15 protein-coding genes and 1 pseudogene are annotated in these 16,317 nt (G+C 66.9%); 10 read left to right on the forward strand and 6 right to left on the reverse strand.

Going from position 1 to position 16,317, the window contains the following annotated elements; all coding sequences use genetic code 11:
• Nucleotides 1–26: 26 nt before the first annotated feature.
• The 4 genes from CETAM_RS11280 (at nucleotide 27) to trpB (ending at nucleotide 2,864) form a co-directional block, all read left to right on the forward strand.
• On the forward strand, nucleotides 27–452 hold the full coding sequence (locus tag CETAM_RS11280) for an HIT family protein (protein WP_156228933.1): 426 nt from the start codon (nucleotides 27–29) through the stop codon (nucleotides 450–452).
• Nucleotides 452–1,084 carry an alpha/beta fold hydrolase gene (locus CETAM_RS11285; protein ID WP_197085739.1) on the forward strand — a complete coding sequence of 211 codons (633 nt, stop codon included), beginning with the start codon at nucleotides 452–454 and terminating at the stop codon, nucleotides 1,082–1,084. The genes CETAM_RS11280 and CETAM_RS11285 overlap by 1 nt, the downstream gene beginning before the upstream one ends.
• A complete protein-coding gene (locus tag CETAM_RS11290; protein ID WP_156228935.1) occupies nucleotides 1,081–1,359 on the forward strand; it encodes a 2Fe-2S iron-sulfur cluster-binding protein in 279 nt (92 codons plus the stop codon). Before CETAM_RS11285 ends, CETAM_RS11290 begins: the two co-directional genes overlap by 4 nt.
• 158 nt (nucleotides 1,360–1,517) lie before the next feature.
• Entirely contained in the window at nucleotides 1,518–2,864 is a 1,347-nt protein-coding gene (trpB, locus tag CETAM_RS11295; protein WP_156228936.1) for a tryptophan synthase subunit beta, read from the forward strand.
• A 21-nt stretch (nucleotides 2,865–2,885) separates the two neighbouring features.
• Here the strand turns inward: trpB and CETAM_RS11300 are convergent, their stop codons facing one another.
• The 3 genes from CETAM_RS11300 to CETAM_RS11310 all read right to left on the reverse strand — a co-directional run bounded on the left by CETAM_RS11300 (nucleotide 2,886) and on the right by CETAM_RS11310 (nucleotide 5,952).
• Nucleotides 2,886–4,307, reverse strand: a complete 1,422-nt coding sequence (locus CETAM_RS11300; protein ID WP_231587478.1) for a sensor histidine kinase — start codon at nucleotides 4,305–4,307, stop codon at nucleotides 2,886–2,888.
• 56 nt (nucleotides 4,308–4,363) lie between these two features.
• On the reverse strand, nucleotides 4,364–5,089 hold the full coding sequence (locus CETAM_RS11305; RefSeq protein WP_407923928.1) for a response regulator transcription factor: 726 nt from the start codon (nucleotides 5,087–5,089) through the stop codon (nucleotides 4,364–4,366).
• Between the two features lie 104 nt (nucleotides 5,090–5,193).
• The gene (locus CETAM_RS11310) at nucleotides 5,194–5,952 is read right to left on the reverse strand and encodes a MerR family transcriptional regulator (RefSeq protein WP_156228938.1); all 759 of its coding nucleotides are present in this window, start codon (nucleotides 5,950–5,952) and stop codon (nucleotides 5,194–5,196) included.
• An 85-nt stretch (nucleotides 5,953–6,037) separates the two neighbouring features.
• Here CETAM_RS11310 and CETAM_RS11315 point away from each other — a divergent pair, with 85 nt between their 5' ends.
• Complete coding sequence (locus CETAM_RS11315; RefSeq protein ID WP_231587480.1) at nucleotides 6,038–7,150, forward strand: ATP-binding protein; 1,113 nt, start codon at nucleotides 6,038–6,040, stop codon at nucleotides 7,148–7,150.
• Nucleotides 7,151–7,164: 14 nt separating this feature from the next.
• Here CETAM_RS11315 and CETAM_RS11320 read toward each other — a convergent pair.
• Nucleotides 7,165–7,845 (reverse strand): annotated as a pseudogene (locus tag CETAM_RS11320) (thiamine pyrophosphate-dependent enzyme); the annotation flags it as partial.
• A 191-nt stretch (nucleotides 7,846–8,036) separates the two neighbouring features.
• Between CETAM_RS11320 and CETAM_RS11325 the strand changes: the two are divergent.
• Genes CETAM_RS11325 through CETAM_RS11340 form a run of 4 tightly spaced genes read left to right on the forward strand, consistent with a single transcriptional unit; the run spans nucleotide 8,037 to nucleotide 11,800 of the window.
• Entirely contained in the window at nucleotides 8,037–9,476 is a 1,440-nt protein-coding gene (locus tag CETAM_RS11325) for an MFS transporter (protein ID WP_269076378.1), read from the forward strand.
• Entirely contained in the window at nucleotides 9,463–9,978 is a 516-nt protein-coding gene (locus tag CETAM_RS11330) for a TetR/AcrR family transcriptional regulator (RefSeq protein ID WP_156228940.1), read from the forward strand. The genes CETAM_RS11325 and CETAM_RS11330 overlap by 14 nt, the downstream gene beginning before the upstream one ends.
• Nucleotides 9,888–11,306, forward strand: a complete 1,419-nt coding sequence (locus tag CETAM_RS11335; protein WP_330221201.1) for an MFS transporter — start codon at nucleotides 9,888–9,890, stop codon at nucleotides 11,304–11,306. The genes CETAM_RS11330 and CETAM_RS11335 overlap by 91 nt, the downstream gene beginning before the upstream one ends.
• A complete protein-coding gene (locus tag CETAM_RS11340) occupies nucleotides 11,303–11,800 on the forward strand; it encodes a mycothiol transferase (protein ID WP_156228942.1) in 498 nt (165 codons plus the stop codon). Before CETAM_RS11335 ends, CETAM_RS11340 begins: the two co-directional genes overlap by 4 nt.
• A gap of 8 nt (nucleotides 11,801–11,808) precedes the next feature.
• Here the strand turns inward: CETAM_RS11340 and CETAM_RS11345 are convergent, their stop codons facing one another.
• Nucleotides 11,809–12,780 carry a diaminopimelate dehydrogenase gene (locus CETAM_RS11345; RefSeq protein WP_156228943.1) on the reverse strand — a complete coding sequence of 324 codons (972 nt, stop codon included), beginning with the start codon at nucleotides 12,778–12,780 and terminating at the stop codon, nucleotides 11,809–11,811.
• Between the two features lie 477 nt (nucleotides 12,781–13,257).
• Between CETAM_RS11345 and CETAM_RS11350 the strand changes: the two genes are divergently transcribed.
• On the forward strand, nucleotides 13,258–14,796 hold the full coding sequence (locus CETAM_RS11350; protein ID WP_156228944.1) for a DUF4389 domain-containing protein: 1,539 nt from the start codon (nucleotides 13,258–13,260) through the stop codon (nucleotides 14,794–14,796).
• Nucleotides 14,797–14,869: 73 nt separating this feature from the next.
• On the opposite strand, the gene CETAM_RS11355 is transcribed toward CETAM_RS11350, so the two are convergent.
• Complete coding sequence (locus CETAM_RS11355; protein WP_197085861.1) at nucleotides 14,870–16,084, reverse strand: DUF4185 domain-containing protein; 1,215 nt, start codon at nucleotides 16,082–16,084, stop codon at nucleotides 14,870–14,872.
• Between the last annotated feature and the right edge of the window lie 233 nt (nucleotides 16,085–16,317).

Raw genomic sequence — 16,317 nt, forward strand, 5'->3', positions numbered from 1 at the left:
CCAAGTCTAGAGGTAGCCTGGCTGGCATGAGTAGCGTGTTCACCAAGATCATCAACGGCGAGCTCCCGGCCCGCTTCGTCTACCGCGACGATCTGGTCGTCGCCTTCCTCAGCATCGAGCCCCTCCGTTACGGCCACGTGCTGGTCGTGCCGGTCGAGGAGACCGACCGGTGGACCGACCTCTCCCCCACCGTCTGGGGTCAGCTCAACGAGGTCGCCCAGAACGTCGGCCGCGCGGTGAAGGAGGCCTTCGACGCGTCCCGCGCCGGGTACATCATCGCCGGTTTCGACGTCCCCCACACCCACATCCACATCTTCCCCACCGACCGGATGAGCGAGTACAACTTCTCCCTGGCCATGGCCGCCGACGCCACCGACCCGGCGAAGATGGACGATGCCGCAGAGAAGATCCGTGCCGTCCTGGAGACGGACGCCGACGGCCACCCGCGCTAGTGTCCCTGTTGCGTTGGGTGCCGCACCGCGGGACCCTGCCGCCGCTTCCCCCGCTGGATCGGACGGAGGGCACCCCGGTGATGCTGCTGCACGGGCTCATGGGGTCGCCCGGCAACTTCGAACGCACCGCACGCGGGTTGCTTGACCTGGGGATCCCGGCCGTCGCGCCCCTGTACGGACTGCGGGGCACCGTGCGCATCGAGCAGTCCTTCGCCGAACTCGTCGCAGTCACCGGAGAGATCCTGGTTGCCAGGGAGCGTATCGACATCGTCGGGCACTCCCTCGGCGGCCACCTCGGCCTCCGTCTGGCCCACGAGTTCCCCGGCCGGGTACGGACCCTGGTCGGCGTGGGTGCCGCCTTCCGTGGGCTACCGCCGCCACCGAACCCGGCGGTGCGCCTCGGTGTGGGCATCGTGATGGGCCGCGGCGCCGATGACCTGATGACCAGGGTCCCCTTCGAGGCCGCCGCACCGGAGGGCACCCGGGTGGTCTCCCTCATCTCGGACGCCGACCGGGTCGTTCCCGCCGCCTCCTCTGAACTCGGCGAGGTCCGCCGGATCTCCGGCATCCGCCACGAGCATCTGCCCGGCCTGGCCGCGGACATCATTGCCGCCCTGGAGTGGACACCATGAGCGACCACACCGCCGACATCGACGGCACCGGGTACGCCTTCGACTGGCCGCAGGGCATGACCCTGCTCGACGCCCTGCTGGCCGAGGAGATCCCGGCCCACTACTCCTGCATGGAGGGTCACTGCGGAACCTGCCAGTGCACCCTGACGGGAGGCCCGTCCCACATGCTGAAAAACGAGGTCCTCTCCCCCTACGAGATCAACCACGAGGACCAGACCCTGGCCTGCCAGACCATCCGTGACGGCGAGGGCCCCTACCGGATGAGTTCGGACTAGTCGGCGGGTGTCAGGAACAGGCCGGGGTGTTGCTTCCGGACCCCGTGTCTCCGCGTTACCGGGAAATCCTGGACCGTTCCTGACGCCTTCGCGCCCGGTCACCCCCGGAGAGCGGCAAACCGGCGGTAGGGCACGGAACCACGCCCTATGGTTGTTACATGGATCTGACTCCCCGACTGCATGACAACCCGGAACTGCCCGAGGGCGAAGCCCGCCCCACCATCCTCCCCGCCTACTTCGGGAAGTTCGGTGGCCAGTTTGTCCCCCCGTCGCTGCTGCCCGTTCTCGACGAACTTGAACGCGCCTACGCAGAGGCCCTCGAGGACCCTGAGTTCATCGCGGAGCTGAACAAGCTCTACACCTCCTACCTGGGCCGTCCCACCCCGATCACCGAGACCGTGAATCTGCCCCGCGAGGGCAGGGGCAGGGGGCATGCCCGGATCTTCCTCAAGCGCGAGGACCTCGTGCACGGTGGCGCGCACAAGGGCAACCAGGTCATGGCCCAGGCACTGCTGGCGAGGAAGCTGGGCAAGACCCGCCTCATCGCGGAGACCGGGGCAGGCCAGCACGGCACCGCCACGGCCATGGCCGCCGCCCGATTCGGCATGGAGTGCACCATCTACATGGGAGCCCGTGACGTCGCCCGCCAGCAGTCCAACGTCTACCGCATGCGCCTGATGGGCGCCGAGGTCATCCCCGTCGACGACAACGGCGGCAATGGTCTGCAGAACGCCGTCGACGTCGCCCTGCGCGACTGGGTCGAGTCCTACGAGAACACCCACTACCTGCTGGGCACCGCCGCCGGCCCGCATCCCTTCCCCAGCCTGGTCAAGGAATACCACCGGGTGATCTCGAAGGAGTCGCGTGCGCAGATGCTCGAGGAGGTCGGCCGGCTTCCCGACGCCGTCATCGCCGCCGTCGGCGGTGGTTCCAACGCCATCGGCGCCTTCGCCGAGTACTTCGACGACTCCGACGTCGCGCTCATCGGCTGCGAACCGGCCGGCGAGGGCCTGGACTCCGGGAAGCACGGTGCCCCGCTCAACCGCGGCCGCGTGGGCATCCTCCACGGTTCCCGTTCCTACGTCATGCTGGGCGAGGGTGAGGATGACGTGCTCAACTCCCATTCCATCTCCGCAGGGCTGGACTACCCGGGCGTCGGCCCCGAGCACGCCTGGCTCCTGGAGACCGGCCGCGCCACCTACGTCGGAGTCTCCGACGATGAGGCCCTGCAGGCCTTCCGCATGCTCACCCGCTACGAGGGCATCATCCCCGCGCTCGAGTCCTCCCACGCCCTGGCGTATGCACTCAAGCTGGCCGAGATCGACGAGGCCGAGGGCAACCACGACCGCATCTACCTGGTGAACCTATCGGGCCGTGGCGACAAGGACCTCTCCTACGTTCGGCGCCTCCTCGGCGAGGCTGCGGACGAGGACCCGGAAACCCATACCGTCGAGGGGCTCGACATCGCCGGCGCCATCGCCGAGCTGGGCGCCGCAGCGGATTAGACGTCCGGTGCGGTCAGGGCGCTACTCCGAGCGGGGCAGCCGCACCGTGAAGGCACTTCCCTCCCCCTCGGTGGTGTCCACGGTGATGCTTCCCCCATGCTTCTCCACCAGCGACTTCACGATCGCCAGGCCCAGGCCTGAGCCGCCGGATGCGCGGGAGCGGGAGGGATCCTCGCGGTAGAAACGCTCGAAGATGTGGCTGGCGGCCTCCGGGGACATGCCCCGGCCGTCATCCGCGACGGTGAGGACAACATCATCGTCCTCGAGTCGCAGCGTCACCGTCACCACCGCCTCCGGACCACCGTGGGTCAGTCCGTTGGAGATGAGGTTGAGCAGCACCTGGTGGAGCCGCGAGACGTCGCCTTCGACGACGGGGACCGATGAGGTTTCGTTGCTCACGGTCACCTCCCGCCCCGGGAAGGCCGCACGTGCCGAGGACGCCACCGAGAGCGACAGCTCCAGCAGATCCACCGTGGTGAGTTCCAGGCGGGAACCCTCTGCCCGGGTCAGCGCCAGGAGGTCCTCGACGAGCAGGGACATGCGACGGGATTCGTCGTCGATACGCGTGAACACCATGTCGATGTCATCGGTGGCTCCGGAGCGGTACAGCTCGGTGTAGCCGCGAACCGAGGTCAGCGGGGTGCGCAGCTCGTGGGAGGCGTCGCCGACGAAACGCCTCATCTGCTCCTCCTTGCTCCGGGCCGTCTCCACGGACTCCTGGAGCTGTCCGATCATGGTGTTGAGGGCGTGTGCCAGCTGTCCGACCTCTGTCGTCCGCGGCCAGGCGGGGACACGACGGTCCAGGTCACCCGCCGCGATCTCACCGGCGGTGCGTTCGACCTCGCGCAGCGGGGCCATGGCCTGGCGCACGACGTAGTAACTGAGCAGGGCGAGCACCGCCAGGACGAGCAGGCTGATGACCACCTGCACCAGCGCGAGTCCGTAGAGGAGGGTCTGTTCCCGGGCGAGGTTCTTCGCCACGACCGTGGTCACCCCCTCCTCGCGGTGGGCGATGACGCGCCAGCGGGTCTTGGAGTCACTTCCCGGCGCGGAGTCAACGGTCTGCGGAGGACGACCCACGGCGACGCTGGAGAGTCGGGGGAGTTCACCCGGGTCGTTGAACACGACGGAGGAGCCGTCCTCGAAGAGTTTGATCACCACGTAGTCCGAGGGCGGCCGGGAGTCGGTCTCGGACTTGAAGATCTCCGAGCTCCTCGCCCACCCGCTGAGGGAGTTGACCAGGTCTTCGTCGACACGCGAATAAGTCACCTCGCGCATGATCGAGGACACCGCCACCGAACTCGCCGCGAGCCCGAGACCGGAGAGGACCACGATGATGACCACCAGCCACGTCCGCAGGGGCCACGCACGTTCGGGGACCTGCGGGGGCGGAGGCGCGTGGAGGGTCTCCCGCGGGTCCAGCTTCGCGTACGGGTTGTCCACCGGCGGTGCTGCCTCCTGCCCACCTGTCTGGGGAGAAGAAGGGTAGGGAGGGAGCGTCACTGGCGGGGCGTCCGGAGCACGTATCCGACGCCCCGGACCGTGTGGATCAGCGGGACGTCACCGGTGTCGATCTTGCGGCGGAGATAGGAGATGTAGGACTCGACCACGTTGCCGTCGCCGCCGAAGTCGTAGTGCCACACGTTGTCCAGGATCTTCGACTTGCTCAGCACGACCTCTGCGTTGAGCATGAGGTAGCGCAACAGGTTGAACTCCGTGGGCGACAGCTCGACGATCCTGCCTGCCTTGGTCACCTCATGGGTCTCGTCGTTGAGGGTGAGGTCGGCGTAGGTGATCGCCGCATCCTCCGGGTTCTGCTCGTTGATGTGGCCACGGCGCAGGATCACGCGCAGTCGGGTGATCACCTCTTCGAGGGAGAAGGGCTTGGTCACGTAGTCGTCGGCGCCGATGGTCAGGCCGTGGATGCGGTTCTCGACGGCGTCCTTGGCGGTCAGGTAGAGCACCGGCCCGTCGAGTCCCTCACTGCGCAGTTTGGTCAGCAGCTCGAAGCCGTCCATGCCGGGCATCATCACATCGAGGATGTAGGCGTCGGGGTTGAAGTCCCGCGCCACGCGCAGTGCCTCCGTGCCGGAGCTGGCCGTACGGACGTCAAAACCCTGGAATTTCAGGCTGACGGTGAGCAGTTCGACGATGTTCGGTTCGTCGTCGACGACGAGTACCTTGATCTCGTTCGGGCCTGCCTGTGTGTCATTCATGTCTTCCATTGTCCATCACTTTCCCTGTAGATGCCTTCGAGTCAACTACCCCGCTCTTCGACCCGGCTGAACGAAGTCTGGAAGTTTCCTGGACAAGGGCATCCACCGGGTGTCTAGCGCCATTGCACGTCAGTCAGATCGATTCCCTCCTGCTGCGCCTGGGCCTCGATGAGGCTGAGCAGGTATTCCGCGTGCCCCTGGTAGGTGGCGTTGAAGCGCTGGTCCTGGGTGTACATGCGGGCGAGCAGGACCTGCTTCTCCGGTGCGATCTCATAGAAACGACCGATGGACGCCCGGTGCTTCTCGACGACCCTGCGCGCCTCCTCGCTCCCCGGCTCCACGCCGCGGGCCGCGGCATCCGCGAGGAGCGCGACGAACTCGTCCTGCTCCTGTTTCACGGCGAGCCAGTCACCGTCACTGAGGTTGGCCGCCACGGCCTGGGACTGCTCCCATTCCGGGGTGTCACCCCAGCGCTGCTGCGCCTCCTCCTGGTACTCCGGCTTCCACTGGTCACCGAAGAGCTTCATGCGGTCCTCCACGGACATGGTCTCCTCCTTGAGAATGTCATCGACTGCCCGGACCATCCGGTGCAGGTGACCGATGCGTTCCACCAGCACCTCGCGCTGGTGGAGCAGGGCGTCCCGGGTGGAAGCGGGCTCATCCAGCAGTTCAACGATCTCCTTGAGCGGGAGACCGGCCTCGCGGTAGACGAGGATCTGCCACGCCCGGTCCAGATCCGCCTCCGTGTAGAGACGGTGGTCGGCCCAGGTCCGCCAGCCCGGCACGAGAAGTCCGATGTGGTCCCAGTGCCGCAGCGTGCGGGTGGTCACGCGCAGGATGTCGGCGGCCTCGCCGATGGTGTGGTCGGTCACGTGTCCAGTGTGCTGGTTGACGCCACGTCAAGCGCAAGGGGCGGCTCGGTGGGGCGAAGATCGTACAGATCGTACAGGAGGAGAAGTGGCTGTTACCGTCGGTGCCAACCCGTTTCGTCCGAGCTTCGGCACCACCCCGACCGTGGTTGCCGGGCGAGAAAGCCTCGTGGCCAACGTGGGGCTCTCCCTGCGGGAAGGTCCGGGCTCCCCCTACCGCTTCACCCTGATCAGCGGCGCCCGCGGTGCGGGCAAAACCGTGCTGCTCAACCTCCTGGAGGATGAGGCCCGCACCGCCGCCTGGCGGGTGATCCGCGTTCCGGCCTCCCGGGACCCCATCACGGAGCTGCGTGACGTGGACCTGCCCCGCCTCCGCCACGCACTCGATGGGACTGCACCCCGGCGGACTATCACCGGAGGATCGATCGCCGGGGTGGGGTCCATCGCAACCGAGGTCACCCAGCCGACTGCCCCCGCGGAATCCCTGCGGACCCGGCTACGGGAGGTCTGCACCCTGCTGAAGGAACTCGGCTCCGGCCTCTTCCTCCCCCTTGATGAACTCCAGTCCGCGACACCGGAGGACCTCCACCAGCTCACTGACGCGATCCAGGATCTGGTCCGCGACGAACTGCCGGTCGCCCTGGCCGTGGCGGGACTCCCCTTCGAGATTGCCGAACTGCTTGACCTGCCCGGCACCACCTTCCTCCGCCGGGCCATGCCCATCCAGCTGGGCCCCCTCCCGGACGATGAGGTGGCCAGAACCCTGGCGGCCACGGCAGCTACCAGCGGGCGCCGCTTCACACCGGAGGCGTTGGGCAGGGCTGTGGCAGCCTGCGCCGGATACGCCTATCTCATCCAGGTGGTCGGTTCCATCGCCTGGACGATTGCCGATGGGGAGACCATTGAACACGCCGCTGTCGACCAGGCGCTGCCGTTGGTGCGGGAGCGGATCGGCATGCAGGTCCACCAGCCTGCCCTGCGCGGCCTGCCGGAACGGGAACGGGAGTATCTCGAGGCCATGATCTCCCTGGGCACTCCCACCGCCACCGGGCAGGTCGCCGAGCTGCTGGGCCTGCCAGCGAACCAGCAGTCGACCTACCGGCGCCGCCTCATCGAGAGGGGCCTGATCAGGGCAGCCGGATACGGGCACGTGGATTTCGGCCTGCCCTACCTCGGGGAACACCTGCGCCGGCAGGGATAGACCAGGGCTGCCCCCTACACCGCCCCGGCGGCACCGATATTACGCAGGTTGGCCCGGGCCAGGTCGACGATGCGGCCGACGCCACCACCGAAGACGGTGCGGGTCGCGGCCTTCGAGAAACCCACCAGCATGTCCCCGGTGATCTCCGGCGGGATGGACAGGGCGCTGGGGTCGGTGACCACGTCGATGAGTACCGGGCCGGGGTGGGCGAAGGCCTCCTTGAGCCCCTTGCGCAGCTTCTTCGGGTCCTCGATGCGGGCCGAGCGGATGCCCATGGCCTCGGCGATGGCGGCGAAGTTCACGTGCTCGTGGTCGGTGCCGTGGTCCGGCATGCCGGCCACCAGCATCTCGAGTTTGACCATGCCGAGGGAGGAGTTGTTGAACACGACCATCTTGATGGGCAGGTCATGCATTTTCACGGTGAGCAGCTCGCCGAGCAGCATGGACAGGCCACCGTCGCCGGAGAAGGTGACCACCTGGCGGTCGCGGTCGGCCAGCTGCGCGCCGATGGCGTAGGGCAGGGCGTTGGCCATGGTGCCGTGCCGGAAGGAGCCGAGTTCGGCGCGGCGGCCGTTGGGGGTGAGATAGCGGGCGGCCCAGACGTTGCACATGCCGGTGTCGATGGTGAAGACGGCATCCTCAGCGGCCAGTTCGTCGATGAGCGCCGCGACGTACTCGGGATGGATGGGTTTCCTGCTCTCCGCCTTGTCCGCATAGGCGTCAACGACGCTGACCAGCTGATGTCGCTGACGACCACTTGTTAGAGACACGCTTTAGCCTGGATTCACCGATCTGATTCGGGGTTAACTAACTGTCCACGATTTGCGAGTAACCCCAGAATCCCTTGTGTTGTAACTGTAACGAACGGTCGGTACAGTTTGCGGGTGTGAGACATCTCGATAACGTGGACTCCACGCCCGCCCAACGCTGGGCCTTTCTGCTGGTCATCTCGCTGGGCCTGCTCATGATCGGAGTGGACAACTCCATCCTCTACACCGCCCTGCCGGAACTGCGCCAGCAGCTGGGCGCGACCGAGACCCAGGGGTTGTGGATCATCAACGCCTACCCCCTCGTGCTGGCCGGCCTGCTGCTGGGCACCGGCACCCTCGGCGACCGGATCGGCCACCGCCTGATGTTCCTCCTCGGCCTGGCCATCTTCGGCTCCTCCTCCCTGGCGGCCGCCTTCGCGCCGGACGCATGGTCCCTCGTCGCCGCCCGCGCCTTCCTCGGCCTGGGCGCGGCGACAATGATGCCCGCCACCCTGGCGCTGATCCGCATCACTTTCACCAACGAGCGTGAGCGCAACACCGCCATCGGCGTGTGGGGCTCCGTCGCGGTCATCGGCGCTGCCCTGGGTCCGGTCCTCGGCGGCCTGCTCCTCGAGTACTTCTGGTGGGGCTCGGTCTTCCTCATCAACGTGCCGATCGTCCTGGCCGCGCTGGTGTCCGCCATCGTCGTCGCACCGCCGAACATGCCGAACCCGGGCAAACGCTGGGACGCAGTCAGTTCTCTCTACGCCCTGGTGATCCTGTCGTCACTGGTCACCGCCATCAAGGAACTGGCCAATCCGGACCGCACGGCGTGGCTCCTGGCAGTGGCCGTGCTGCTCACGGTTCTGGGCTCGGTCGTGTTCCTCCGCCGTCAGGAGCGTCTCGACGATCCCCTGCTCACCTTCGGCATCTTCCGCTCCCGCATCTTCAGCGGCGGGGTGCTCGCCGCGGCCGGCGCGATGTTCGCCGTCGCCGGGCTGGAGCTGCTGACCACCCAACGCTTCCAGCTCGTCGCCGGATACAGCCCGTTGGAGGCCGGCCTGATCGTCGTCACCGTGACGGTGGCCGCCTTCCCGTTCTCCCTGTTGGGCGGAGCGACGTTGCACCGCCTGGGATTCGCCCCGCTGATCTCCGGCGGTTTCCTGGCCATGGCGCTCGGCGTCGGGCTGGCCGCCTGGGCGGGACGCCACGACACGTTGACACTGTTCATCGGTTCCCTCGCGCTGGTCGGCGCCGGAGCGGGTGCCATCATGTCGGTGTCCTCGACCGCGATCATCGGCTCCGCCCCGGTCCGGCGCGCCGGCATGGCCGCGGGAGTGGAGGCGGTCTCCTACGAGTTCGGCACTCTGCTGTCCGTGGCCGTCCTCGGCAGCCTTCTCCCACTGCTCTACGCCCGATCCGCCGGCGGGGACATGCTCACCGCAATCGACGGGGCGGCCTACGACAACGCTTACCTGAACATCCTGCTGATCATCAGCGCGCTGGCCGCCGTCCTCGCGGCCGCGACCGGTTGGTTTTTCCGCCACAACCCGAAAGGTGCACATGCGCCGGAGTAAATATGATCTCATTCTCGACGCCGCCGTGTCCCTCATCGCCACCGACGGTCTCGACGCCCTGAGTTATGAATCGCTCGCCCACGCCGCCGGGCTCTCCAAGTCCGGCATCATCTACCATTTCCCCTCCCGCCATGACCTGCTGTTGGGCATCCATAAACACCTGGCAGAGGCGTGGGAGACGGAGCTGCGCAGCATCGCCGGCGCCCCGGCCGAGGAACTCACCGACGCCCAGCGACTGCGCGCGGTGCTCATCTCCATGGGCCGCACCGCCGAGCTGACGGAGCTGATCATGATCCTGGACGCCCGCAACGACCCGGGGTACCGGGCGGTGTGGGCGGGCGTCGACAAGCGGTGGATGCCCGGACCGGACACCTCCGACGCCTACCTCGTACAGCTGATCGCCTACGGACTGTGGGCCCACGACCACCTCCACCACGAGCCGCTGTCCCCGGCCGACCGGGAACGGTTGCTCGCGGCTGCGCTGGCGCAGATCCCGTCCTAGACTCACGGTTCATGACCGACCGTCGAACCGTCCTCGCCTGGGGCCTCTGGGACTGGGGATCAGCCGCCTTCAACGCCGTGCTGGTCACCTTCATCTTCTCGGTGTACCTCACCGGCACGGTCGGCCAGAACATCTCCGGCACCTTCACTCCGGCGCAGTACTACGGCTTCGCGATCGCCTTGGCCGGCGTCCTCATCGCCGCCATCACCCCCGTGATGGGCCAACGCTCCGACCTGCGCGGCCGCCGCCGCCGCGCCTTAGGAACGTGGACGTACCTCACCGTCGCGCTGATGGCCTCACTGTTTTTCGTGCGTGACGACGCCGCCGTCTACTTCTGGGTCGGCATCACCGTCATGGCGATCGCGTCGATCACCTTCGAGATCGCCGAGGTCAACTACTTCGCGCAGCTCACACAGATCTCCACGCCCACAACCGTCGGCCGTGTCTCCGGCTTCGGTTGGGGCATGGGCTACCTCGGCGGCATCGTCGTGCTCCTGACCTGCTATGTCGGGTTCGTCGCCGGCTCCGGAGACACCCGCGGCCTGCTCAACCTGCCGACCGGGGATGGACTGAACATCCGGGTCGTGGCCGTGTTCGCCGCCGTCTGGTTCGGACTCTTCGCCCTGCCCGTGTTCTTCCGGGTCCCCGAGATCAGCCCCTCCGGGGAGAAGGCCGACACCTTCCGGGAGTCCTACCGACGCCTGTTCCGCGACCTGAAGAGCCTCTGGCACGAGGACCGGAACTCCGTGTTCTTCCTCATCTCCTCCGCCGTCTTCCGCGACGGGCTGGCCGGAGTCTTCACCTTCGGCGCGATCCTCGCGGTGAGCGTCTACGGGCTCTCCGCCGGCGACGTCCTGCTCTTCGGCGTCGCCGCCAACATCACGGCCGCGCTGGGCGCGCTGGCCGGCGGCTGGCTCGACGATTACCTCGGACCCAAGCCGGTCATCCTCGGCTCCCTGGTCATCATGATCGCCGTCGGGGTGATCCTGTTCTTCGTGCAGGGACCCGTGGGCTTCTGGATCTTCGGCCTGATCCTGTGCACCTTCGTCGGACCGGCACAGTCCGCCGCCCGGTCCTTCCTCTCCCGTGTCGCCCCCGACAACCGGGAAGGCCAGATGTTCGGCCTCTACGCCACCACCGGCCGGGCAGTCTCCTGGCTCGCACCCATCGCCTTCGCCGCCTTCGTCTTCCTCGGCGGCGGCAACGACCGTTACGGCATCCTGGGCATCGTCACCGTCCTGGCCGTTGGCGCGGCGTTGCTGATGCGCGTCACCGACCCGACGAAACCCGCCCGCCGTGCCTCGGAAATGGGCACAGTGGAGGCATGAATGTCACCGAACTGATCCAGGACATGGCTTCCCGCCCCATCGCGGTGGCCGAGCAACTACCGCTGCTGAGTGCCTCGCAACTCAACGCCCACCCCGGGAACCACCCGAACTCCATCGCCTGGTTGCTGTGGCACAGCGGCCGCGAGGTCGACGTCCAGCTCTCCCACCTCAGCGGCCGGCCGGAACTCTGGACGCACTACCGGGACAGATTCGGCCTCGGTGAGGTGGGAGACACCCTGGGTTACGGACACGACCACCGGGAGGCGGGGGCGGTCGTGGTCAATGACCAGCAACTGCTCACCGACTACCTCCGTGCCACTCTGGAAGGTCTGAGCGACTACGCCGCCGGACTCGACGAAGAGGACCTCTCCGAGGTCATCGACAGCAGTTGGGACCCTGCCGTCACCCGCGGGGTGCGGCTGGTCTCCATCATCGATGACGCCGCCCAGCATGTCGGCCAGGCGGCCTACGCCGCGGGGATGCTCACCCGCTGAGTGTGCCGCTACACGTCGCGGGCGATGAGCTCGTCGAGGGAATCCGGCGAAATCAGGTAGGGCGCGACCTCCAGAACGGTGTAGGCGCCCGACTGGCCAGCCTCACGCAGGCGATGGGCCGCACGTGCATAGGCGAGGGCGACCGCACCGGTGAAGTCGGGGTTGCGCTCCAGCTCGAGGGTGTACTCGATCGCCTGGGTGTAGCCACCGGTGTCCCCTGCGGTGATCACGTGGCCACCGTGCGGCATGCCGGTGTGCTCTGCGTCGAAGGTGGCCTCGTCGATGAAGTTGACCTCGACCTCGTAACCGACGAAGTAGTCGGGCATGGTGCGGATCTCGTTCTCGATGCGCTCCCGATCAGCCTCATCGCACACGATGTAGCAGCGACGCAGGTGCGTCTGCTTGCCGGTGAGCCCGCCGGCCTCACCCCTGCGTGCCGCATCCAGCGCATCCGGGGACGGGATGGTGTACTGGACGGCCTTGTGCACGCCCGCGATACGACGCAGCGCGTCCGAGTGCCCCTGCGACAGGCCCGGTCCCCAGAAGGTGTTCTGGCTGCCACCCGGCAGGAGGGCCTGCCCGATTGTGCGGTTAAGGGAGAACATGCCCGGGTCCCAGCCGGTGGAGACGACGGCGACGGTGCCGTTCTCCCTGGCGACCTTGTCCATCTCGGCGCGGTGGCGCGGGACGTCGCGGTGGTTGTCGTAGGTGTCCACCGTGTTGGCGTGGCGGATGAACTCCGGCGCCTGCTCCGGGATGTCGGTGGCGGAGCCGAGGCAGAGCACGGCGACGTCGAAAAGCCCGGTGTGGGCGGCGAAATCCGCGACCGGCAGCACCGGGGTGTCCGGGTCGAGGGTGTCCAGGCTGTCGCGGCGTGAGAACACACCCGCGAGAGTCATGTCCGGCTGCAGGCCGATGAGCTTCTCCACGGACCTGCCGAGGTTGCCGTAACCGACGATCGCGACCCTGATGTTGGCCATGTGCTGTGTCTCCTTGTGTGGGTTCAACTGACAGCCGCCCATTCTACGGGCAGCGGGCACGTGCTCTCCGGAAAACACGGGGACGCGGATCACGGTGGGTGACGGCCGGCCGCCACCGGTGTCGGATCACCGCGCCGGGAATGGCCCTGACGGGCACATGTCACACCCGTTTCCATCAGGCAGTCCGGTGGTCCACCGAATCACCGTTTTCACTCGCCCGACCTGCGAAAATGACGCTTTCATTGCAACGTCATCTCAAACCTGCCGGGAAGCCGAAAAGCCAGGAAAACGCTGCTAGCGTCACCAGAAGAGTCGTCACACGTGAACAGGGGCGAGCTGAGCGTCAGGAGATCGACGTGAACGGTTGCCCAACACCCGCACCGTCACATGTTCTTCTCACCTCATCAAGGAAGCGTCATGGATTCCAGCCCGACCTATCCAACCGAGTCAACCCCACTCCGCGAAAGACCTGCCCGTATGCGACCGCTGAACTGGGTCCTGCTGGTGCTCGGAGTTCTCCTCACGGCGTTCGGACTGGGGCTGACCATCGGCGCAGCGGTGCTCATGGGGGCCGAGTCCGCGCAGCAGGACGGCCGGTACCTCTCCGGAGACCCGGAACGGTTCCAGAGCACCGGCCACGCCCTCACCACAGCATCCATGGTGATCGATCCCGGCGAGGCCGGACTCTCCGGCGCACCACCACTCGAGGACCTGGCCAGCATTCAGGTCCGGGCGACTCCCGTGGTCCCTGACCAGCCCATTTTCCTCGGCATCGCTGAGACAGCCGACATCTCGGACTATCTGGACAATGTGCCCCACGGCGTGCTCGGAGACATGTCCTGGACCGACGGAGGGCAGCGATCCGGCCAGTGGTCCTGGACGCAGGACGCCGACGGCGACCTCCGGGAGACCGCAGGAAACCAGAGCCCGGCGCCACCGGCAGAGCAGGACTTCTGGGCTGTCTCCGCCACGGGTACCGGAACCCAGGAGATCACCTTCGATCTGCAGGCGGGCCAGTGGACGCTGGTTGTGATGAATGCTGATGCCACCAGACCGGTGTGGATCGACCTGCAGCCCGGCGCCCGAACTGAACTCCTCGGCTTCGTCAACCCCGGCATGCTGATCGCCGGACTGATCGGACTGCTCCTCGGGATCCCCCTGCTGCTGCTCGGCTCCGCAGGTCTGGGCCGCGACATCGACCAGGTGCCCCCTCGGCGCCGGGGCGGCCCTGAGGAGATGCCGGCGGAAGGAGCAGAATGGGGTGGCGACAGCCCGGCAGCGCACCCGCTGTCCTTCACCGGCCATCTCGACGAAAAACTCTCCCGCGGGCTGTGGTTGATCAAGTGGCTGCTGGCCATACCGCACTACATTGTCCTGGCCCTGCTGTGGTTCGCGCTGGTGGTCACGACGATTGCCGCCGGATTCACCATCCTGTTCACGGGCCGCTATCCCCGCCCCTGGTTCTCCTTCAGCGTCGGGGTGCTGCGGTGGAACTGGCGGGCGGGTTTCTATGCCTACTCGGCCCTGGGCACGGACCGCTACCCTCCGTTCACCCTGGCGCGTGCCGATTATCCGGCGGAGCTGGATGTGGACTACCCCGACCGGCTCTCCAGGGGACTCGTCCTGGTGAAGTGGTGGCTGCTGGCCATTCCCCATCTGTTGATCGTGGGGATCCTCACCGGCAGCGGTGGCGCCGTCATGATGGGGGCAGACCGGAACAACAACGGCTGGAGCATGTCCCTCCTGGGCCTGCTGGTGCTCATTGCCGCAGTCATACTGCTGTTCACCGGTCGGTACCGCCACGACATCTTCGCACTGATCATCGGCCTCAACCGGTGGGTGTACCGGGTCTCCACTTATGTTCTGCTGCTGCGCGACGACTACCCGCCGTTCCGCCTGGACCAGGGTCCCACCGACACCCGGGCTCATCTCGCCCACCGGGGTGCGGAGGTAACGCCGGGAACATCCGGCTACTCAGGGAGCGCTGCACCGGGACCCCCTGCACCACCGGCATAGGCAGACCCCCGGCCTCCGGTCTCAGGGACGTGGCATCGCGTCATGGCGGCTACCGCGCCATGACGCGATTCAGCTATCCGGCGAACCTGCCCGGGCCATCGGCCGCCTCGAGGAAAACGGGGTCCGCATCGTCGAGCGGGATGACGGTGATCTCGGTCAGGCTCTCCATCATCTCCTCCGGGGCGAGCTGCTCAGCCACCTGCTCGTCCACCTGCGTGACCTCGACCTTGATGACATCCTGGTTACCCACGGCCGGGGCCTGCGGCGTCTCGGTCAGGCTGCGACTGCGCATGGCGTCCTCCGGGGTGATGCCGAAGAACTTGTCCAGTCCCTGCACGTTGAACTGGGTGGACATGTAGCGGCTGTTGTTGCTGGTGTTCCATTGCGAGACCACCAGGTCCATGTTGCCCAGGGTCGAGCCGGGAGCGATGTAACCGCCGTAGAGCTGGGTGAAGTTGTTCTCGTCCTGTGCCCCGCCCCAGCCGTGCGAACCGGCGACGACCACGTTGGCGGGCGTGATCTCGTTCCAGTCGCGGGCGATCTCCCGGGAAATGCGGACCTCGATGGCCATGGTCTCGGCATTGAACATGCTCAGGACCCAGTGCCCCTCGATGTGGCGCAGGGACATCTCGCCGGCCCGCACACTCTGGCTCAGGACCGGTGTGTAGGCGGTGCCCCACGTTCCGGTGCCATTCCGGTCGAGGGAATAGTGCTCCCACGCCTCACGGGTGCCGATGTCCTCCGGACGGAAGCGGGTGAGGTAGACGTCGTGAGAGCGCTTGAACTGCGAGGACATCATGTAGACGTAGCCGTCCGGACTCAGGTCCCAGGTGATGAGGTTGCCCATGCCGCCCATGTAGTCGTTCGGCGTGATGTCCACGTTCTCCCAGTTCACACCCTGATCAGGAGACCGCCAGATCTGTGTGTACAGGACGTTGCCGACGCCCTCGTTCCACATGCCCTGCATGTACAGGGTGCCGTCGATGTTGATGACGTCCGAGGGCAGCAGGGTCAGACCACGCGCGTTGTGTTCATAATCCAGGAGCTGCTGGACGACCTCGTCGTTATTGAGGGCGCGTTTGATGATGATGCGGCCGTCGGTGTCGAACTCCGCGACCACGCCCACCGGGCTCATCCACTCGCCCTCGCCGAAGCGGGCACCCCGAAAAGAATCGCCGAAGATGATGGCAAATTCCTTCCCCGTCCCCAGGGAGGCCATGATGCCGAGATCGCCCGCCATCACGCCGACATGTTCGGAGATGCCGGGGCCGAGGAGATCACCGATCAGGTTGACCACCAGGCCCTCGGAGGGGCCGCCGGCCCACGGCGTGGTCTGTGAGCCGGAGGAGCCGGAGGAGCTCTGGGCCAGAACCGGGGTGGACAGCAGGATGCTGCAGGCAACTGTGCCGGTGATGGTGAACGCGATGGTGGAGAGGGGCTTCCGCAAGACAATCTCATTTCGGGATTCGGGCCACCCGCACATTGACGCAGGTGGGAGGGCCGAGCGGTGAGTTTAGTCCA

The organism is Corynebacterium comes, assembly GCF_009734405.1.
Classification (GTDB): Bacteria; Actinomycetota; Actinomycetes; order Mycobacteriales; family Mycobacteriaceae; genus Corynebacterium; species Corynebacterium comes.